The following is a 19,538-nucleotide window of genomic DNA, read 5'->3' on the forward strand; positions in this document are numbered from 1 at the left end:
ATCGCTTGGGTAGCAGCTTGCTCGACTATTCATGCTCGATTATATCGTCTGGGAAAGTTTTAAGACAGTCTCTAATAAGACCAGCGCGTGGCTAAAGGGCCGGCGCTCCTGCCACAAAAACGGAATGGATGGGCAGATGGCCCCAGCGGTAAAGGGCCTCGAGGGCATGGGCCGAGGCCACCACCACAAAGTCGGCTCGAGCCCCCACCGCAATCTTTCCCAGATCCTTGCGCCCCAGGGCCAGCGCGGCGTTTTCGCTGTGGGCCAGCAGGGCTTCCTCGGCGCTGAGGTTTCCCAGGCTCATGGTGAGCTGCATAGCCAGCCAGGGGCTAAAGAGCGGGCTGCTGCCGGGGTTGTGGTCGCTGGCAATGGCAACTTTGACCCCCGCGTCCCACATGGCCCTTGCGTTGGGGAACGGCTTGCGCAGGATCACCGCTGCGCCAGGGAGCACCGTGCCCACCGTGCCGCTTTGAGCCAGGGCCTGCCAGTCTTCTGGGGTGGCTTGCTCGAGGTGATCCGCCGACAAGGCTCCCAATTCTGCCGCGAGCCGGGTGGCCCCGGTGTGGGCGAGCTGCTCGGCATGGAGCTTGACCCGAAGGCCGTGGACGAGGGCGGCCTCGAGGATGGCCCGGGTTTCCTCCAGCGTAAAAGCCCCCTGGTCGCAGAACACGTCCACTGCTTCGGCCAGGCCCGTACGGGCGACCTCGGGTATAAGTTCGTCGGTGAACATCTGCACGTACTTTTCCCGTTCCCAGCCCTGGGGCACCACGTGGGCCAGCAGGGTGGGGAAGATGCGCTGGGGCAGGGTTTCCCCCAGCCGCCGGATCACCCGCAGCATTTTTAGCTCGGCTTCGGGCAGGAGGCCGTAGCCGCTTTTGACTTCCAGGGTGGTGACCCCCTGGGCTAAGAAAATGTGTGCTCGAGCCCGCGCCAGCTCGTAGAGCTCCTCTTCAGAAGCCGCGTCGGTGGCCCGTACTGTGGCGTAAATCCCGCCGCCTGCGGCCAGAATCGCCTCGTAGTTTTCGCCCCTGGCCCGCTGCAGGTACTCGGCCAGCCGCTCGCCGCCGTAGACCAGGTGGGTGTGGGCGTCCACCAGGCCGGGCACCACCCCGCGCCCGCCCAGGTCGGTGCGGGGCCAGCTTCGATAATCGTCGGGCAGGCTGGACTCGGTTCCCACCCAGACAAACTGTCCATCCTGCACGGCGAAAGCGGCCTGCTCGAGCCTTTCTTTGGGCGTGAACAGTTCGGAGATACCGGTGAAAACTTGTTTCATGGCTGTGGTTCACCCCTCTCCCCTTGGGAGAGGGCCGGGGTGAGGGATTCAGTTTTCCCAGCCCGCTAAGTCCAGGCCGCGTTCGCGGGCCACCTGCTTGGCTGAGTTGTAGCCCGCGTGGGCGTGGCGCATCACGCCGGTGCCGGGGTCGTTGGTAAGCACGCGCTCGAGCCGGTAGGCCGCTTCCTCCGAGCCATCCGCCACCGTGACCTGCCCGGCGTGCAGGCTGTAGCCCATGCCCACCCCACCGCCGTGGTGGAAGCTGACCCAGGCCGCCCCCGAGACGGCGTTCAGGGCAAAGTTCAGGATGGGCCAGTCGGCCACCGCGTCGGAGGTGTCCAGCATGGCCTCGGTCTCGCGGTAAGGGGAAGCCACAGACCCAGCGTCCAGGTGGTCGCGGCCAATCACGATGGGGGCCCCCACCTCGCCCTTCGCCACCATCTCGTTGAAGAGGAGCCCGGCCTTGTCGCGCTCCTTGTAGCCCAGCCAGCAGATGCGCGCCGGCAGGCCCTGGAACTTGAACTTCTTCACCCCTAGAGTGAGCCAGCGGCGTAGGCCCTCGTCCTCGGGGAAGAGCTCGAGCACGGCCTTATCGGTTTTGTAGATGTCCTCCGGTCTGCCGGAGAGCGCCACCCAGCGGAATGGCCCGCGCCCCTCGCAGAACTGGTCGCGGATGAAGGCGGGCACGAAGCCGGGGTAGCTGAAGGCTTCCTCGAAGCCCCCCTCCTTGGCGAAGGCCCGCAGGTTGTTGCCGTAGTCGAAGGCCACCGCGCCCTGCTTCTGCATCTCCACGATTGAGCGGCAGTGCTCGGCCATCGAGTCCAGTACCCGGGCCTTGTACCCCTGGGGGTCGGCCTTGCGCAGGGTGTCGGGGTCCTCGTCGGCGTGCAGGATGGGAATGTAGCCATACAGGGGGTCGTGGGCGCTGGTCTGGTCGGTGACCAGCTCGGGGGTGAAGCCCCGCCGCACCATCTCCGGTAGCACTTCAGCGGTGTTGCCCAGCAGGCCAATGGAGAGGGGCTGGCCTTTTTGCTTGGCCTCTTCGGCCAGCCGCAGGGCCTCGTCCAACGAGTCGGCCCGCACGTCCAGATAGGCGGTGTCCAGGCGGCGCTGGATGCGCTCGGGGTCTATTTCCACGCAAATGGCCACCCCGCCGTTCAGGGTCACGGCCAGGGGTTGCGCCCCGCCCATGCCGCCCAGCCCGCCGGTGACGGTGATGGTGCCCCTCAAGGAACCGCCGAAATGCTTGCGGGCAGCAGCGGCGAAGGTCTCGTAGGTGCCCTGCAGGATGCCCTGGGTGCCGATGTAAATCCAGCTTCCGGCGGTCATCTGGCCGTACATCATCAGGCCCAGCCGGTCCAGGCGGTCAAACTCCTCCCAGGTGGCCCAGCGGGGCACCAGGTTGGAGTTGGCAAGGATCACCCGGGGGGCCAGGGGCTGGGTTCTGAAGACCCCCACCGCCCGCCCCGACTGCACCAGCAGGGTCTCGTCGTTTTTCAGGCGCTCGAGCACCGCCAGAATCCGCTCTAAATCCTCCGGGCTGCGGGCCGCCTTGCCCCGCCCGCCGTAGACAATCAGTTCCTCGGGCCGTTCGGCCACCTCGGGGTCGAGGTTGTTCAAAAGCATCCGCTTGGCGGCTTCCTGAATCCAGCCCTGGGCTGTGCGCTGGTTACCTCTGGGGGCTTTGTAGCTCATAGGAACGCTCCTTTGCCGGGAACTCGGTTTGGGGAATAAAGCTGTCTTCCAGGTAGTAGCGGTCGGCCCGCATCAGGTACTCCACCCAGGTGATGGGCGCCTCGAGGGTGTAGGTAAGCCGCTCCAGGCGCAGGGCGGGCGCCCCTTGGGGCTGCTGGAGCAGCAGGGCGATCTCCTGCTCTAGGGCTACTGCTTCCAGCCGCTGCCAGACCTTGGTCAGGGGCAAGCCCAGGGTGTGTACCAGTAGGTTGTGGATGGACTCGCTGGTGAGGTCGTGCTCGAGGATGGAAGCACAGTAAACCGGGTGCAGGTAGCGCACCTCCCGCTGCACCGGCTCCTCGTCCAAAAAACGCAGCCGCTCGACGTAGATGGCCTTTTTCACCCCCAGCTTTTCCCGAACCTCGCCTGGGGTAGGGCGCAGCTCGGCGGCCAGTACCTGGGTCTGGGGCCGGGCCCCCTGGGCCTGGGCGAACTCGTAGAAGGGCCGCACCCGCAAAAAGCCCTGGCTAAAGCGCCGGGGGGCAGGGGTGCTGCTGCGGCCCTGGGTACGCAGCAGCCAGCCCTCCTGCTTTAGCTCCTGCAAGGCCCGGCGGGCGGTCATGCGGCTCACGCCAAAGCGGCGGGCCAGGCTGTTTTCCGATAGGGGGAAGCCTGGGCTGGGCTTCTGCAGCTCCGCCAACACGGCTTCCTTGACGTGCAGGTATTTCACCGTTTATCCTCTCACTTGTGTATACAACCTAGCCCCAGGGTGGGTCAAGCGAGGAATGGATGCTGGAACTGGATACAAAGCTAAGCCTGGCGGACTTCCGCCGGGTGGTGCGGGAAAAAGAGCCGGTGGGCCTGAGCCCATCCGCACGGGAGCGCATAGCGCGTTGCCGGGCTTTTGTGGAAACGCTGGTGCAGCAGAACGAGCCGGTGTACGGCCTGAATACCGGCTTCGGCAAGCTGGCTACCGTGCGCATCGAGGCCAAAGACCTGCGGTTGCTGCAACGGAATTTGCTGCTCTCGCACGCTATTGGGGTGGGTGCGCCCTTTTCATCCGAGGTGGTGCGGGGAATGCTGTTGCTGCGGGCCCAGAGTCTGGCCCTGGGCTACTCCGGGGTGCGGGTGGAGGTGGTGGAGCGGCTTTTGGACTTCCTAAACCTCGATCTGATTCCGGTGGTGCCCTCGCAGGGCTCGGTGGGGGCTTCGGGCGACCTGGCCCCCCTGGCCCATATGTGCCTGCCTTTGATGGGGGAGGGCGAGGTGGTGTACCGGGGTGAGGTGCGCCCGGCGGGCGAGGTGCTGCAGGCGCTGGGGCTTGAGCCCCTCGAGCTCCTGGCCAAAGAAGGCCTGGCGCTCATCAACGGAACCCAGGCCATGTGCTCGCTGCTGGCCCTGCTGCTGCTGGATGCCGAGATACTGCTGCAAACCGCCGATATTGCGGTGGCTATGAGCGTGGAGGCCCTGAAGGCCAGCCACCGGCCCTTCGACGAGGCGGTGGCCCGCCTGCGTCCGCATCCGGGGATGCGAGCCACCAGTGCCAACGTGCAGCGGCTTTTGCAAGACTCGGAAATCATGCGCTCGCACCTGGACTGCGACAAGGTGCAGGATGCCTACAGCCTTAGGGCAGCTCCCCAGGTGCACGGGGCCAGCCGCGATGCCCTGGCCCACGTGCGGGAGGTGGTGCTGCGCGAGATGCAGAGCGTGACCGATAACCCGCTGGTGCTGCCCGAGGAGGGCCGTACCCTTTCGGCGGGCAACTTCCACGGCCAGCCCCTGGCCCTGGCCGCCGACTATGCCGGCATCGCCCTGGCTGAACTCGCTAACATCGCCGAGCGCCGCATCGAGCAGATGCTCAACCCCGCCCTCTCGGGCCTACCGGCCTTCCTGGCCGAAGGCAGCGGCCTGAACTCGGGCCTGATGATCAGCCAGTACACCGCTGCCGCGCTGGTGAGCGAGAACAAGGTGCTGGCCCACCCGGCCTCGGTGGACTCGATTCCCACCAGCGCCAACCAGGAAGACCACGTCTCGATGGGCACCATCGCCTGCCGCAAGGCCCGTAGCATCTTCGAAAACAGCCTCTGGGTGCTGGCCATCGAGCTGGCCTCGGCGGCCCAGGCCCTCGATTTTCATGCCCCACTGCGCCCGGGCCGGGGTGTGGAGGCAGTCTACCGCCGCATCCGACAGGAAATCCCCCACCTCGACCGCGACCGCTACCTGAAGCCCGAGCTGGCCCGCATCTGCGAGCTGATTCGCACAGGTGAACTGGTGCGGGTGGCAGAGGAGGCTGTGGGTGGCCTGGAATAGGCATTTCTGGGCTGCGACGGATGTTCCGCGAACCTCCTGCATGGCGTACACTGGGCAGGTTGTGGTCGCTGAGCCAACCACCCTCACCGGCTTTTATGCACGCATGCTGCGCGTGCCCAGGGCGGTTTTGGCCCCCATGGCGGGCTACACCGATGCGCCCTTTCGGCGGCTGGCCTGGGAGCACGGGGCGGCCTGGACGGTAAGCGAGATGGTGCTGGCCAGGGGTTTTCTGGCTGGGGAGCGCAAATCCACCGAGCTGGGGGCTCCTTATCCGGGAGAGCCAAACCTAGTGGTGCAGCTTTTTGGCGACGACCCCGAGGTGCTGCGCGATGCAGCGGCCAGGGCGGAAGCCATTTTTTCGCCGGTGGCGATAGACCTGAACATGGGCTGCCCGGCCCCCAAGCTGGCCGGGCGGGGTGGGGCTTGTTTGTTGCAAACCCCCGAGCGGGCTTTTGACCTGGTGAGGGCTATGCGCCAGGGAACCCGGCTCGAGGTCAGCGCCAAGATTCGCCTGGGCTGGGACGAAGACCGGAGCCTGGAAGTGGCCCAGGGCTTGGAGGCCGCCGGGGTGGCTCTCATCACCGTGCATGGTCGCACCAGTGAGCAGCGCTACCAAGGGCAGGCCGACTGGGAAGCCATTGCCAAGGTGGCCCAAAGCGTAAAGGTGCCGGTGCTGGGCTGTGGAGACGTCACCCACGCTGAACATTTTTTTAAGCGCCTTCAAACTGGTGTTGCTGGGATCATGATCGGGCGGGGAGCGGTGGGCAACCCCTGGATTTTTCGGCAGATTGCGGGGGATAACCGCGACCCGAGCGAGCTCGAGCGTATCCAGACCGCGCTGCGCCACGCCCAACTTAATGTGCAGTGGTACGGCGAGTTTCACGGCGTTCGCCAGCTTCGCAAGGTGCTGTACCGCTACTTTCCCCACCGCCCCGAGCTACACCCCGCCCTCAAGCAGGTATCCACACTGGAAGAGTTGCACGCCCTGCTGGGCGGAGCCTAGGGCTGAACAGGTATACTCGACCTAACCACCTGCGCCTGGCCTCGAGCAACCGTGTGTGCTGTAGAGTCTGTGAACCCAGGGCAGTGTAAAAAAAGGGGGTGGGTATGGCTACCAAGCCGAATTACAAGTTCCAAAAGCGCCAGCGTGAGCTGGAAAAACAAAAAAAGAAGGCCGAAAAGGCCCAGCGTAAGGCCAGGGCTACCGAGCCGGAGGCAGCCGAGGGGGGCAACCTCGAGCGCGAATAATGCCGGATTCAAAAAGATAATCTTCAAACAAAAAGAGCTAAGAGGCTATCTTTTTGAATCCTAGAGCACTCCCTTCGGTCGGGTTAGTTCGTCACCGAACGGTGACGAACTAACCGAATCTGGTATAACAACCTGCGCCAAAGTAAACAGGTTAGTCTGTAGCGACCCACCCAAACCACAACCCGCTGTATCCGTTCAGCAGAGGGCTGGTGCGCTTTTGCTGAGCGAGGTTAGTTGCTTTCGATGTGATTCTGTTGACAACATATAACTAGATGGCTATATAATCTAATGTCGAATAAGCCTGACCACAGCCTGGGATGACTTCAGTGCCGGTGCAAGGAGGTTTTTTGTATGAACAAAGCCATCAGCGTTACTGCTGTAGTGGATGCTCTGCTACAAACCGCCTGGGAGGTGTACACCCAACCCCAACACATTACCCAGTGGAACCACGCCTCCGACGACTGGCACTGCCCCAGTGCCACCAACGACCTGCGGGTAGGCGGCAGGTTCAGCTCTACCATGGCGGCCAAGGACGGCAGCTTCAGCTTCGAGTTTGAGGGGGTTTATACCCATGTGGAGCCACACCACCGCCTCGCTTACACCTTCGGCGACCGCCGGGCCGAGGTGGTGTTCGAGCCGGTTACGCCCGGCAAGACCAAGGTCACCGTGACGTTCGACCTCGAGGACACCAACCCCGAAGAGATGCAGCGCGCCGGTTGGCAGGCTATCCTCGAGAACTACAAGAAGCACGCCGAGTCGCTGGCGGGGTGAGCTCGAGCGCGACCGCGAGGTGAGCGGGGCCTCCAGGGCGGGAGCCTTAACTGCTGGCTTACCAACGCTTTAGGAAGCGCGATCAGTAGCCAAACAACAGCCCCCGCCGCTTGGCGGCCTGCACGGCCCGGCTAAAGACCACAATGCCCAGGGCCAGATAAGCCAGGCCGTTCAGCAGGGCCAGGCCCAGCAGGTTCCAGTCCAGAGCGGCCTCTTTAGCCATCATCTGCCGGGTGAGGTCGGCGCCGGGGACCAGCGGCACAAAGTAGCCCAGCTTGGCTAGCCAGCCGCTGCCTTCCAGCGGGTATTGCAGCAGAAATATCAGCAAAAACTGGCTAATACCCAGCAACTGCTGCACCCTTTTGAAGAGCAGGGCCAGACTGGCCATGGCAAAGCCCAGGCCGTATCCGCCAAGCAGCACCGTCGTGATGGGCAGCAGCAGTAGGGGGGTAAAGCTCAGGCGAGCCCCGGTTATGAGTAGCAGCACCAGGGCGATACTACCCATGAGCAAGAGCTGGGTGCCCAGGCCAGCCAGGTTACGCACCAGCAGCAAGGGTATGGGGCCATAGGGCGTGAGAAAGACCTGCTCGAGGGTGCCGGTCTGGGCCTCTTTGCCCATCAGGTGAACCTGGCCCCGGTCGGGCCAGAGCAGCCCGGCCAGCATCTTGATGGTGGTGGTTTTGCCCGCCCCGTTGGGCCCCAGAAAGGCCAGTACCTCGCCCTGGGCCAGGCGCAGGCTCACCTCTTCCACCGCCACGAGCTTGCCAAAACGTTTGTGAAGTCCGGTGGCCTCGAGTACAGCGGTCATACCTCGCTCAGATTATCATCAAACGCTTACCCAAGCCCACCAGCACACTCAGAAGCCCCAGCGCCAGCAGCACTCGGCAGCCGTGCGGGGTTCACAGAAGGCCCCCAGCAGGCGCGCCAGGTTGGCGTCTAGCAAAAGGGCGACAGGTGCGGGCGAAGTTTCGGGCATACCCCCCCCAGCATACGCGGCGGGTCTAGCGCAAAATCCCCTGCAACACCTGCACCACCGGACGATCCAGGATGCCAGGAATGCGGGCTGTGAGGCCCAAATCCACACTCACGCCCCCCACCCCCGGCAGGCCCGACAGACCCAGGCGCAGTTCGCCCCGGTTGCGCCCACTGGGGGCAAGTCCAAGGCTGAACCCGCTCTCGGCCACACTGCGCCCGCCGATCAGGAGGCGCAAAGGGCCTTCCAGGGTGAACCCGATGGGGTTGGGGTTTTCCACTTCCAGCACCAGCCGGATGGCCAGCCCATCCAGCCGGATCTCGACCAGGCGAATGGTGGGAAGCTGGAAGGCAAACTGGATACGCACATCGCGGTCCACCAGCGTCACCGGCCCAATCGGAACCACCGCCGGGCCAAGCTGGGCCCGCAGCTCCCCCAGCAGGCGGAAGCGGGTACTCTGCCCGCTCACCAGGCTGGCCAGGGCGCGGGTGCCCTCTGCGATGGGCACCACCAAGCGGGTCTGGGCCTCGCGGCTGGCGCCGGAGGGTATTTCCAGGGCCGGTAGGGTCAGGCGAAACGCCGCGCCGCCCAGTTCTGCTGTCAGGGCGCTGTCCAGCAAAGGCAGTGTAAAAGAGTTGGGGTTGGTCAGGCGCAGGCGCAGGTCAAACTCGCCCCGCCCGCTAAAGGGATCCAGGGAAACCAGGTTGAACTGCAGCAACTCAACCTGAGGGGCCTGGGGCCGCACGGCCTGCGGCACACAAGCGCCCAGCATCAGGGCCAAACCCAGCAGTATCAGCGAGACTCGGTGCATGCTGTCCTCCAAACCAAGCTTACCGAATCCCTAGCATCCTGGACGGTTCATTTGGCTCAACGAGCCTAACCCACCGTCCAGCCTTTTTCCCGGAACTCTTCCAGCAGGGGCTGGAAGCTGGGCCAGACCGGGCTTTCGCTGGGGTAGGGGGGACGGGGATACCCTCCGGGCAGCCCCAGATGCCGCAGGGCTTGCTTGAGGAGCACAAAGCCCCCCTGGGCCAGCACCCGGCCAAAGGGTTCTACTTCGGCTTGCAGGGCCTGGGCCTCGGCCACCTTGCCAGCCTGCCACAGCTCGAGCAGCATCCGGTAGGGCTTGGGAGCCAGGTTGGACACGGCCAGGATGCCCCCGTGCGCGCCAAGCGCCAGGGCACCCAAAAAAGTGGGGGCATGGCCGGTGTATAGCTTTATACCCAGGTTCTGCGCCCTGTAGAAGGCCATGCGGGCCAGCTCCCCGCTGGAGTCCTTAAGGCCGCCAATGTTGGGGTGCTGGGCCAGCTCGGCCACCACCGGCAGGGGCATCTGGGCTTTGGTGTTGGCGGGCACGTGGTAGAGCCAGACCTCGGCCTGGCCCATATCGGCAATGCCGCCGAAGTAGCGTAGCAGGCCTTCGTGGCCCAGGTTGGCCTCGTAGTAGCGGGGGGGCGTGACCAGGACCCTGGCCCCCAAGTTTGCGGCTTCGTTCAGGGCGATGGCGGCCTGGGCCAGGGTTTCTTCCATCAGGCCCACCATGGCGGGCTTCCTGGGGGTCTGAACGGCCAGGCCTAGGGCCCGCTCCTCGCGGGTTAGGTGGACGCCTTCGCCGTTGGAGCCGTAGAACAACAGGCCGTCCACGTGCGGTTCTACGATCTGCGCCAGCTCATGAAAAGCTTCGACGTCGAGGTTGCCACTGCGGTCGAAAGGGGTGGGAAGGGGAGGGATAATCATAAAAACGGCTTCCTTTTGTAAAGCCAGGTGATTGTAACGCAAAAGCAAACCTTGGAGTGCCGTTTGCCAACACAACACCCTACTGGCTGGCAGACGACCCGTTGTGCCCAAAAGCGCATGGGTTGCCAAACACGCTCCGGCTTAAAAAAACTGCAAGCGTCCGACGACCAAATGGCCTGCCTTACGGTATTGCGGCTTGGTTGGGTAGGTGCATGTCCGGGTAGAGCCAGCTATACTTGGGCCTGTGCAGCGCTTGCTTGACCAGGCAGCAATTCTTATACGGGATGCCCGCGAAGCGCCGCCGGAGCAGGCGGTAAGTGCGCTAAGGGAAGCGGTGGCCTTGCTGGAGGCGGTTCGCCCTTGCAAGGAGCGCGATGGCATGATGGCCCTGGCCTACCTGCGTCTGGCCCAGCTCCAGCGCCAGCTTGGCAAGCGCCACGAGGCCGAGCGCTTTTTCATGCTGGGCTACAGCTATGCCCGCAGCTCGAGACAGGAGCGGGTGCGGCGACTGGCAGAAAAACTCGGCAGCGAATTTGTGAGCCGGCGCCAGGGATAAACCCGTAGCTTGCCAATACACTGCTTGCACGAAGCTACAGCAAACCCTGTAGCGAACAGGAGGAATGGGTTTAGATGGGAGAGTTACTAGGAGACATCGCGGCAACCCTGATTGCGCTTTCGGGGCTGGCGGTTGTGGTGGGTGTGGTTTTGATTAAGCGCAAGGATCGGGTCTGGCACCCGCGGGTAATGCTGGTGGCTACTGCCCTGGCCGCGCTTTTTCTGGTGTTTTACCTGCTCAAGTGGGGCCTGTATGGCACCACCCGCTACGTGGGGCCGGAGGAGTGGCGCGTGGCTTACTACGCCTTGTTGATCAGCCACACCATTTTGGCGGCACTGAACGGCCCCCTGGTTTTGTGGTTGCTCTACAACGCCTTCAAGCAACGCTTTAGCGTCCATAAGGCCTGGGCCCGCTGGACGGTGCCGGTCTGGCTTTATGTGGCCTTTACTGGCTGGGTGATCGACCTGGTGCTCAAGCGCTACGGCGAGCCAGCAGGTGGCATTGGCTTTTGACCTTAGCGCTTTCCCCAGGCCTCGAGCACAATCTGACCATCTGCTACCCGGGCCCGCTCAGGGCCGCGGTTGCTGGTGTCGCCCGCCGGAGCCTGGGCCAGGTGGTGGGCAATGCGGAGCTGCTTCGCTTCCAGGCGCATGGCCCAGATGGTGGCCTCCTCCTGGCCGGTGGCCCCGGCGTGGGCCAGTCCGCGCAGCTTGCCTACCACGATGATGTCGCCGGCGGCCACCACTTCGGCCCCGGCGTTCACGTCGCCCAGAATGACCACCGTACCCGGCGACTCGATGCGAACGCCCGCTCGCACCGTCTGGTCAATCACCTCGGTATAGGGGATGTATTTCTCGCCCCGCTGGGGCCTGAGCTGCAAGCCCCGCTCCCGGCCCAGCTCGAGCAGGGCCTCCAGTACCCCCTGGTTCACCACCCCCGCTACCTCGACCTCGAGCGGCAGCGGGGGCAGGTCGGCCAGGGCTTTTTTCAGCATCTCCGGGGTTTCGTTGCCGTCGAGCCGGACTGCCAGGGCGTTGAGGGTCGCACGAATTCGCATGCAAGGCAGTTATACCAGAAAGCCTAGCGGTTGGCGATGTGGATGGCCTGACGGTGCAGGTGTTCGGCGGCCTCCATGATGCCTTCGGAAAGGGTGGGGTGGGCGTGCACGGTGAGGGCCACGTCGGTTACGGTAGCCCCCATCTCCAGGGCTAGGGCGATCTCGGCGATCATGTCGGAGGCGCTTGGGCCCACGATGTGTCCCCCCAGCAGCAGGTCGGTCTCGGCGTCGCCAATCAGCTTGATGAGCCCATCGGTGGCGTCCAGGGTCATGGCCCGGCCCGAGGCCGCGAGGGGAAACTTGCCCACCTTGACCTTGTAGCCGGCCTTGGCGGCCTCTTCCTCGGTCATGCCCACCGCGGCCCACTCGGGGCTGGTGTAGACCACGTTGGGAATCTGGTAGTCCATCACGGCGTTGCCCCCAGCGGCGTTTTCGGCGGCAATCAGGCCCTCCTTCATGGCCTTGTGGGCCAGCAGGGGGGGGCGGGTAACGTCGCCGATGGCGTAGATGCCAGGCACGTTGGTTTCCATCTTTTCGTTGGTGGGCACATAGCCGCGCTCATCCACCACCACCCCAATGGCCTCGAGGCCCAGTCCCTTGCCCCGGGGGCGCCGCCCGGTAGCGACCAGAATCTTGTCCACCACCAAAGTGTCCTGCTGGCCGCTTTTGACGTCCTCGAGGGTGACGTGCAGGCCGTCTTTTTTCCGCTCGACCTTCACGCCTTTAGTGTTGGTGCGGATGGCGATGCCCTGCTTGGTCAGAATTTTGGCCAGCAGACCTGCGGTCTCGGGGTCGGCAGCGGGCAGAATCTGGCCCATGAACTCGATCACGGTGACCTCGGCCCCCATGCGCTTGTAGACCTGGGCGAACTCGAGCCCAATTGCACCCCCCCCGATGCAAAGCATGCGCTTGGGGAATTTGTCCTCGATACGCAGGGCCCCGGTGGAGTCCACGATGTCTTTCTGGTCTACCTCGAAGCCCGGCAGGGTGTTGGGCTCCGAGCCGGTGGCCACGATGAAGGTCTGGCCCTGGACGCGCTCGCCCCCCACCTCGATGGTGTTTTTATCAACAAACCTGGCAAAGCCGGTTTTCAGCTCTACCTTGTTGCCCTTCAGAAGCTGCGAGACCCCGCCGGTGAGCTTCTTGACGATGCCGTCACGCCAGCCGCCCAGCTTTTTGTGATCAAGCCGGGCCTCCTTGACCTCGAGGCCGAAGGCGCTTCCGTGTTTGATGCCCTCGAGTTCTTCCGCGGCGTGCAGTAGCGCCTTGGTGGGAATACAGCCCACGTTCAGGCAGACCCCCCCCACCTGTTCGGCCTCCACCGCCAGCACCCGCTTGCCCAGTTGGGCCGCCCGAATGGCCGCATGGTAGCCGCCGGGGCCGGTTCCGATCACGATTACGTCGTAGATGGTTGACATAGACACCCCATTCTAGTAAGGCTATGTATAAAAAACAAAATCCGTATGATGAAAAACTACAGCGCTTCCAGGAAAAGCCGCTCGGGTTTCTCTAAGAGCCGGATAACCTCTTTGCAGAAGCGGGCCGCCTCGGCCCCGTCCACCAGCCGGTGGTCGAAAGAGAGCGAGAGGTACATCATCTGCCGCACCACAATCTCATCCCGCTCGTCCACCACAGGGCGCTTCTGAATGGAGTGCACGCCCAGAATGGCCGCATCCGGCACGTTGATGATGGGGAAGCTGAAGAGGGCCCCAATCGAGCCAATGTTGGTGATGCTGAAGGTAGAGCCGCTCACCTCCTCCGGAGATAGCTTGCCCAGGCGGGCTTTTTCGGCCAGGTCGCCCACCTCGCGGGCGATCTGGAGCAGGCTTTTGCGCTCCACGTCCCTCACCACCGGCACAATCAGGCCGTTTTCAGCGGCCACCGCCATGCCGATATTCACGTAGTGCTTGAGCACCACCTCCTGCCGGGCCTCGTCCAGCGAGCTGTTGAGGGCAGGGAACTTTTTGAGCGCCACCGCCACCGCCTTGAAGATGAAGGGCAGGTAGCTGAGCTTCACCCCCTGGGCTTCGGCCTCCGGCTTGAGCCGGTTGCGCAGGGCCACCAGCTCGGTCATGTCCACCTCGTCCACCGAAAGTGTACGCACCGTGTAGAGATGCGAGGCCATCATCTGCTGGGCGATGGCCCGCCGCAGGCCGCGCAAAGGGACGCGGGTCTCCTGGTTTTCGTAACCCTTGGGGGTTTTGTACTGCACGGGTGCAAGGCCCAGCAAAGGCGGGCTGCCGCGCTCGAGGGCGGCCTCGGAAGGCGGCCTGACCTCCTTGCTGGCCTGCTTCTCAGCGTAGGCCTTCACGTCTTCCACCCGCACCCGCCCGCCAGGCCCCGAGCCTGGAATCTGGGCGATGTCCAGCCCCAGCTCACGGGCCAGCTTGCGGGCAGCCGGTACCGCGATCACCCGCCCGTGGGGCTGGGCTACGGCGGTACTTTGCGCAGCCGACAGGGGTGCGGCTTTGCTGAAGGGGTTTTTTACCTGCTCCTGCTTGTTGTCGGGCTTGAACAAGGAGAGGTTGGCCCCGTCATCCTCCGCTACCTGGCCGGGCTCTACAATGGAGCGCTCCTCCTGGGCCTGCAGGCTGGGGGCCGCTTCGGGTTTTTCGCCGATGGGGGCAGCGACCTCACCTGGCTCGGCGATGAGGGCAATGGGTGCATGAACCGGTACCACATCACCTTCCTTGACCAGCTTTTGCAGCAAGACCCCCTCGTAGGGGCTCGGTAGCTCCACCGTTACCTTGTCGGTCATGACCTCCACAAAGGGCTGGTCTTTTCTCAAGGCCTCGCCTTCGTTCACCAGCCACCTAAGAATCTCACCTTCTACAACAGACTCTGCCAGCTCGGGTAACACCACTTCTTTGGGCATCTTTTCTCTCCTAGTAGTCCAGTAGACGCTTGGCTGCGTTCAGGATACGGGTTACGGTGGGCATGTACAGCTTGTCCTGGGCCAGCGGGTAGGGGGTGTCGAACCCGGTAACCCGCAGGGGCGGGGCCAGCAACTGGTCGAAAAGCTCTTCGGAAATGGTGGCGGTCACCTCCGAGGCCATGCTGGCGGTGCGGGGCGCTTCGGAGATCATGAGCAAGCGCCCGGTCTTGGCTACCGACTCCAGCACGGTTTGTTTGTCCCAGGGCATTACGGTGCGCAGGTCAATTACCTCCGGGTCGATGCCTGCGGCGACCATCTCCTCGGCCGCTTTGAGGGTCTCGACCATTGGCCCGCCATAGGAAACCAGGGTGATGTCGCGGCCTGTGCGGCGGATGGCAGCCTTGCCGATGGGCAGCAAGTAGTCGTCGCTGGGTACCTCTTCCTTTACCGCACGGTAAAGGCGCTTGGGCTCCATAAACACCACCGGGTCATCGTTGCGGATGGCGGCTTTGAGGAGCCCTTTGGCGTCGTAGGGGGTAGAAACCACAATCACCTTCAGACCAGCGGTGTGGGCAAAGTGGGCTTCGGGGCTTTGCGAGTGGTGGTGGCCCCCCTTCACACCCCCGCCGGTGGGCATGCGTACTACCATGGGGGCGCTGAACTGGCCTCCTGAGCGGTAGCGTAGCTTGGCGGCCTGGGAAAAGAGCTGGTCGATGCCGGGAAAAACGTAGTCGGCAAACTGAATTTCGGCCACTGGCCGCATCCCGTGGGCAGCCAGCCCCACCGCGGCCCCGATGATGGCGGCCTCGGCGAGGGGCGTGTCCACTACCCGCTCGGGGCCATACTTTTGCTGCAGGCCCTCGGTGGCCAGGAAAACCCCGCCCCGCTTGCCCACGTCCTCGCCCAGCAACATCACCCGCTCGTCGCGGTTCATCTCTTCGTCCAGGGCCTCATTTATGGCCTGGATAAGGGTCATGGTTGGCATAAAACCTCCTCAGGACTGCAGTTCCTCTGCTACCAGGCGCCGCTGTTCCTCCAGGTGCCAGGGGCGGGCGGCGTAAACGTCATCGAACATCTCGAGCGGATCGGGCTCCCCGGCCTCGAGGGCTTCCTGCAGGGCGGCCTCGAGCTCCTTGGAGATTTCCAGCCTTAGCTCGTTGGCCCACTGGGCGTCCCACAGACCCTGCTTTTCCAGAAAACGCTGGTAGCGCAGGAGGGGGTCTTGCTGGCGCTCGGCGGCCAACTCTTCGCGCGAGCGGTAGCGGCTGTCGTCGTCGGCGGAGGAGTGGGCCCCAAAACGGTGCACCACCAGCTCCACCAGGCTGGTTCCCTGGCCGGCCCTGGCCCGTTCGATGGCCTCCTGCATCACGAAGTAGCTGGCCAGCACGTCCAGGCCGTCCACATAGTAGCCGGGAATGCCGTAGGCGTGGGCCTTGATGGCGATGTTCTCCGAAGCGGTCTGCTTGGAGATGTTGACGCTAATGGCATAGCGGTTGTTTTCGCACACGAAGACCGCCGGAGCCCGCTGTACGGCGGCAAAGTTGATGCCGGCGTGCCAGTCGCCCTCGCTGGTAGCCCCGTCGCCAAAGGTGCAGACCGCTACCTGGCCGGTGCGACGCAGCTTCATGCTGAGGGCGGCCCCGGTAGCAGGGGGAATGTGCGAGGCGATGGCCGAGCAGACCGTAAACACGTTGAGTGCCTTGCTGCCGGGGTGCGAGGGCATCTGGCGGCCCTTGGCGGGGTCGGCGGCATTGCCCAGGGTCTGGCCGAAAATTTCCACCAGCGGTACTCCTAGCGCCATCACCAGTCCCATATCGCGGTAGTAGGGGAAGAGCCAGTCGTGGCCTTTGCGCAGGGCATGGGCGATGCCCACCTGGGCGGCCTCGTGGCCGGCATGGGGGGCGATGAAGCTGGTCTTGCCGGTGCGAATGAGGATGACCAGTTTTTCGTCCAGTAGCCGGGCCGCCAGCATATCGCGGTAGAAGCGCTGGAGCTGTTCGGGCGGCAGGGCGTGCTCGAACGGGGCCATCCAGTGGCCCTGCTCGTCTACCAACCGGATGGGTTCGCTGCTAAAGGGTTGGAAGCGTATTTTCTCTTGAACCATGTCTCCTCCTGGCTTGCCGGGGTGACCGACTCGCCTGTACCAGAAGGCCCTGGGTAAGGGCCTCCAAAGCTCGTGTCATCCTGGGTAAGGACTTTCACGGGGAACCACCCGGCCAAAGCAAAAGACCCCCCAGACTGGAGGCCTGTACAGTCGCTTTGGTATACCGGGCCAAAGGTTTTGGGTGCGCCCATTCCAACCACCGGCTTGAGGCGCGTCTCCATAGGAACCTCTTGGTACCAAAGATTATAGCGGGTTTTGGGCCATCTCAAATTTGGGTGGGGTCAAGGTTGGTTGTGTGTGGCCGCGTTTCGCAGCCGACGGAACCTCGAGGCTAACCTATAAACTGGCCCCTGGGGGGTGTGGGGATCGGGTATGAAGCTCAGGATTTGTGTAATCGGTAAGCCAAAACTAGAGTTCGCCCGTGTGGGACTGGAGATGTATGCGGCAAGGCTGCATAGGTACACCAAACTGGATCTGGTTTACCTAAGAGAGAGTACACCGGTTCAAGAAGGGCAACGCTTGCTGGAAGCCTCCCAGGGCTACCGGCGGGTGGTGCTGGACGAGCGGGGACAACTGCCCGATACCCTGGCGCTAAAAACCCGGCTCGAGGCCTGGGAAATGGGGGCCGAAAAAGGCGTGGCTTTTCTGATAGGGGGCGCCGAGGGCCACGCCCAGGCCGTGCGCGACCAGGCCGACTGGCTGCTGGCCCTATCCAGGCTCACCCTGCAGCACGAGCTGGCCCTGGTGGTTTTGCTGGAGCAGCTCTACCGGGTCGAGACCCTCAAGCGCGGCGAGCCCTACCACCGCTAGCCAGGCAGCTCTCCGCGGGCTTTACCGGCAGGGTGGGAAGATTTGAGCAGGGCGTAGCAGGGGCTGGGGCGATACATAGGGCTCGAGCCTGAGTTGCAACCCACTGCGGCCTACGTTGAGGAGCGCAACATTGCCCGATTCGGTGTACCAGGCGAATAAATCCCCCGCATCGGTGTTGCCATTGCCATTCACATCCTTCCAACCCTGCAGTTTGTACTGACGATCCGCGGGCAGGTTGCTGAAGTTGAACGGCGAGGAAAGGACATTTTGTGTAATGGTGATCTCCTCCGCACACAGAATGGTGTCGCCCGATACGCCAAACAGGGTCAGGAGCGTTCCCTCGAGCGAGGCCGTGGGCGGGGGTGGGGCCTGGGGCTCTGTTACCGTCAAGATGATGCGGGTTTCCGCGCTGGCCTCGCCGCCGCTGCCGCCAATCACCAGGGTGTAGCTTCCGGGGCCGACCCCGCTGCCCACGCTTAGGCTAAGAGCACTGTTCGCTTCGGTGGGGTTGGGACTGAAAGAACCCGTTACCCCGCTGGGTTGCCCGCTGAGGGTGAGGGTTACGGGGCCGCTAAAATTGCTGCGGTTTACCCCGATATTAATTGTGGCATTGCCCCCGGGGTTCAGGCTAAGGCTGGCAGGGGCCGCAGTCAGGCTCAGAGCAGGGGCGGGCGGGGCGCTCAAGCGATCCAGGGCGGCTTTCGCGTCAATTAGGCCCGCACCGCAATCGTTGCCGCTGCTGCGATTGCACTGAGCGTCGCTCAGTGGCCGAGCGGTTTGCTTGAGGATGGTCAGGGCTTCGCCGGGGGTCAGGCTGGGCTTACGGCTTTTCATCAAAGCCAGCACACCCGCCACATGCGGAGCGGCCATCGAGGTGCCTTGCTTGAAGCCATAATTGTTGCTGTTGATGGTACTCAGAACGCCATTGGAGGGGTTATTGCGGGTATCGCCACCCGGTGCCATCACATCAATGCGGGTTCCGTAGTTGGAGTAAAAAGCCCGGTTTCCGCTCCGGTCGGTAGCGCCCACCGTGATGACCCCGCTGCAACCCGCCGGCGTAAAGGTGCTGGCGTCCGCATTGGAGTTGCCCGCCGCCACCACGATGACGGCCCCTGCGGCGCTGGCCTCGTTGATGGCTTGTTGGAGGGCGGGGGCGCTGGTACAGGCCACTGGTGCGCCTAGTGACATATTGATGACCTTAGCGGGATTGCTATTGTCGGGCACTCCGTTCACGCGCAGACCAGCCGCCCAGTGCAGGGCGTCGGCCACATCGGCCAGGGTACCGCTTCCGCCGCTAAGGGCGCGAATGGGCACCACCCGTGCCCCCCAGGAGACCCCAGCCACCCCCAGGTTGTTGTTGGTCGCAGCAGCCACCGTGCCGGTTACATGGCTTCCGTGGTAGTCGGTGTTGGGGGCGGTGTCCTCGGGGTTAGGGTCCCGTCCATCGCCATCGCCGGAGGTGGCAGCGTCGGAGTAGAAGTCGTAGCCGGATAAGAGTTTTCCGGCAAAGTCGGGGTGGTCGGTGGGCACACCTCCGTCAATGACTGCCACGGTAACCGGACTCGAGGTGCCTTTCTCGATGTCCCAGGCCTCGGGCAGCCGTATAGCCTCATAATGCCAGCGCTGCTTGCTGTATTCGGGGTCGTTGGGGATGGCCTGGGCAAAGAGCAGGTAGTTGGGGTGGGCGTAGGCCACGTCGCTCTGGCCCTGCAACTGCTGCAGCAGCGCCAGGGTTTCGCTGCGGTTCAGGTTGGCCCGGTAGAGGAAGGTGCGTTCCAGGCCAAGCGGTCTGACCTGCTGAAGCTCCACCCCCCCCACCGAGAGCCTGTTTAGGGACTGCAGGCCCACCTGCGGCTTGAACTGCACGATTATTTCGCCCTCTACAAAAGGCGCGGTGAGGTCACTGGCGGACAAGGTGTTTTGTGAGGCGATGCGAACCGTTCCGCTGATGATGCCGTTGCCGGGTGGGGGGGAGGGGGGTTGGCTCGTGCAGGCGGTGATAATAAGTGCAAGTAGACCAAGCCATAAAACTCGGGACATGCGCTCATCATAGCCCCCCGTTGCTCAGAGGCTGTGAAAACAGATTAAAGAGACCCCAATTCGGAAAAGCCACCAGCCACATTTCCCCAAACTGCGCCAACAGGAGGCGC

General features: G+C 63.7%; 19 protein-coding genes. 7 read left to right on the top strand and 12 right to left on the bottom strand.

Features of this window, described 5'->3' with window-relative positions; genetic code table 11:
• Window positions 1-91: 91 nt before the first annotated feature.
• From hutI to ABWU19_RS10305, 3 genes are read right to left on the bottom strand one after another with little or no spacing between them, the layout of a single operon-like run.
• On the bottom strand, window positions 92-1,273 hold the full coding sequence (gene hutI, locus ABWU19_RS10295) for an imidazolonepropionase (protein ID WP_435901608.1): 1,182 nt from the start codon (window positions 1,271-1,273) through the stop codon (window positions 92-94).
• A gap of 48 nt (window positions 1,274-1,321) precedes the next feature.
• Window positions 1,322-2,968 (bottom strand): urocanate hydratase, encoded by a 1,647-nt coding sequence (hutU, locus tag ABWU19_RS10300; protein ID WP_027876169.1) that lies wholly within the window; start codon window positions 2,966-2,968, stop codon window positions 1,322-1,324.
• The gene (locus tag ABWU19_RS10305) at window positions 2,943-3,677 is read right to left on the bottom strand and encodes a GntR family transcriptional regulator (RefSeq protein WP_435901609.1); all 735 of its coding nucleotides are present in this window, start codon (window positions 3,675-3,677) and stop codon (window positions 2,943-2,945) included. Before ABWU19_RS10305 ends, hutU begins: the two co-directional genes overlap by 26 nt.
• 59 nt (window positions 3,678-3,736) lie before the next feature.
• Here ABWU19_RS10305 and hutH point away from each other — a divergent pair, with 59 nt between their 5' ends.
• The 4 genes from hutH to ABWU19_RS10325 all read left to right on the top strand — a co-directional run bounded on the left by hutH (window position 3,737) and on the right by ABWU19_RS10325 (window position 7,276).
• A complete protein-coding gene (hutH, locus tag ABWU19_RS10310) occupies window positions 3,737-5,257 on the top strand; it encodes a histidine ammonia-lyase (RefSeq protein WP_027876170.1) in 1,521 nt (506 codons plus the stop codon).
• Window positions 5,258-5,318: 61 nt separating this feature from the next.
• Entirely contained in the window at window positions 5,319-6,260 is a 942-nt protein-coding gene (locus ABWU19_RS10315; RefSeq protein WP_245597450.1) for a tRNA dihydrouridine synthase, read from the top strand.
• Window positions 6,261-6,364: 104 nt separating this feature from the next.
• Window positions 6,365-6,505, top strand: a complete 141-nt coding sequence (locus ABWU19_RS10320) for a hypothetical protein (RefSeq protein WP_169735529.1) — start codon at window positions 6,365-6,367, stop codon at window positions 6,503-6,505.
• 351 nt (window positions 6,506-6,856) lie between these two features.
• Window positions 6,857-7,276, top strand: coding sequence for an SRPBCC family protein (locus ABWU19_RS10325; protein WP_435901610.1), 420 nt, complete (start codon window positions 6,857-6,859; stop codon window positions 7,274-7,276).
• 82 nt (window positions 7,277-7,358) lie between these two features.
• On the opposite strand, the gene ABWU19_RS10330 is transcribed toward ABWU19_RS10325, so the two are convergent.
• The 3 genes from ABWU19_RS10330 to ABWU19_RS10340 form a co-directional block, all read right to left on the bottom strand.
• Entirely contained in the window at window positions 7,359-8,084 is a 726-nt protein-coding gene (locus ABWU19_RS10330; protein WP_435901611.1) for an ATP-binding cassette domain-containing protein, read from the bottom strand.
• Between the two features lie 193 nt (window positions 8,085-8,277).
• Window positions 8,278-9,060, bottom strand: coding sequence for a hypothetical protein (locus ABWU19_RS10335; RefSeq protein WP_435901612.1), 783 nt, complete (start codon window positions 9,058-9,060; stop codon window positions 8,278-8,280).
• A 65-nt stretch (window positions 9,061-9,125) separates the two neighbouring features.
• Window positions 9,126-9,986: a dihydrodipicolinate synthase family protein gene (locus ABWU19_RS10340; protein WP_435901613.1), complete on the bottom strand. Its 861-nt coding sequence runs from the start codon at window positions 9,984-9,986 to the stop codon at window positions 9,126-9,128.
• A gap of 244 nt (window positions 9,987-10,230) precedes the next feature.
• Here ABWU19_RS10340 and ABWU19_RS10345 point away from each other — a divergent pair, with 244 nt between their 5' ends.
• On the top strand, window positions 10,231-10,542 hold the full coding sequence (locus ABWU19_RS10345) for a hypothetical protein (RefSeq protein ID WP_211247143.1): 312 nt from the start codon (window positions 10,231-10,233) through the stop codon (window positions 10,540-10,542).
• Window positions 10,543-10,616: 74 nt separating this feature from the next.
• Complete coding sequence (locus ABWU19_RS10350; RefSeq protein ID WP_027876178.1) at window positions 10,617-11,054, top strand: DUF420 domain-containing protein; 438 nt, start codon at window positions 10,617-10,619, stop codon at window positions 11,052-11,054.
• Between the two features lie 2 nt (window positions 11,055-11,056).
• Here ABWU19_RS10350 and minC read toward each other — a convergent pair whose 3' ends face one another.
• The 5 genes from minC to ABWU19_RS10375 are packed head-to-tail and all read right to left on the bottom strand — an operon-like array spanning window position 11,057 to window position 16,578.
• Complete coding sequence (gene minC, locus ABWU19_RS10355) at window positions 11,057-11,599, bottom strand: septum site-determining protein MinC (RefSeq protein ID WP_027876179.1); 543 nt, start codon at window positions 11,597-11,599, stop codon at window positions 11,057-11,059.
• A 23-nt stretch (window positions 11,600-11,622) separates the two neighbouring features.
• Window positions 11,623-13,017 (bottom strand): dihydrolipoyl dehydrogenase, encoded by a 1,395-nt coding sequence (lpdA, locus tag ABWU19_RS10360; protein ID WP_435901614.1) that lies wholly within the window; start codon window positions 13,015-13,017, stop codon window positions 11,623-11,625.
• A gap of 56 nt (window positions 13,018-13,073) precedes the next feature.
• Entirely contained in the window at window positions 13,074-14,474 is a 1,401-nt protein-coding gene (locus ABWU19_RS10365) for a dihydrolipoamide acetyltransferase family protein (RefSeq protein ID WP_027876181.1), read from the bottom strand.
• A gap of 10 nt (window positions 14,475-14,484) precedes the next feature.
• Window positions 14,485-15,459 carry an alpha-ketoacid dehydrogenase subunit beta gene (locus tag ABWU19_RS10370; protein WP_435901615.1) on the bottom strand — a complete coding sequence of 325 codons (975 nt, stop codon included), beginning with the start codon at window positions 15,457-15,459 and terminating at the stop codon, window positions 14,485-14,487.
• Between the two features lie 9 nt (window positions 15,460-15,468).
• Window positions 15,469-16,578 carry a thiamine pyrophosphate-dependent dehydrogenase E1 component subunit alpha gene (locus tag ABWU19_RS10375; protein ID WP_435901616.1) on the bottom strand — a complete coding sequence of 370 codons (1,110 nt, stop codon included), beginning with the start codon at window positions 16,576-16,578 and terminating at the stop codon, window positions 15,469-15,471.
• A gap of 372 nt (window positions 16,579-16,950) precedes the next feature.
• Between ABWU19_RS10375 and ABWU19_RS10380 the strand changes: the two genes are divergently transcribed.
• Window positions 16,951-17,388, top strand: a complete 438-nt coding sequence (locus ABWU19_RS10380; protein ID WP_027876184.1) for a 23S rRNA (pseudouridine(1915)-N(3))-methyltransferase RlmH — start codon at window positions 16,951-16,953, stop codon at window positions 17,386-17,388.
• A 21-nt stretch (window positions 17,389-17,409) separates the two neighbouring features.
• On the opposite strand, the gene ABWU19_RS10385 is transcribed toward ABWU19_RS10380, so the two are convergent.
• Entirely contained in the window at window positions 17,410-19,428 is a 2,019-nt protein-coding gene (locus tag ABWU19_RS10385) for a S8 family serine peptidase (RefSeq protein ID WP_435901617.1), read from the bottom strand.
• Window positions 19,429-19,538: the final 110 nt, after the last annotated feature.

The sequence above is a fragment of the Meiothermus cerbereus genome (assembly GCF_051297115.1).
GTDB classification, from domain to species: domain Bacteria; phylum Deinococcota; class Deinococci; order Deinococcales; family Thermaceae; genus Meiothermus; species Meiothermus cerbereus_A.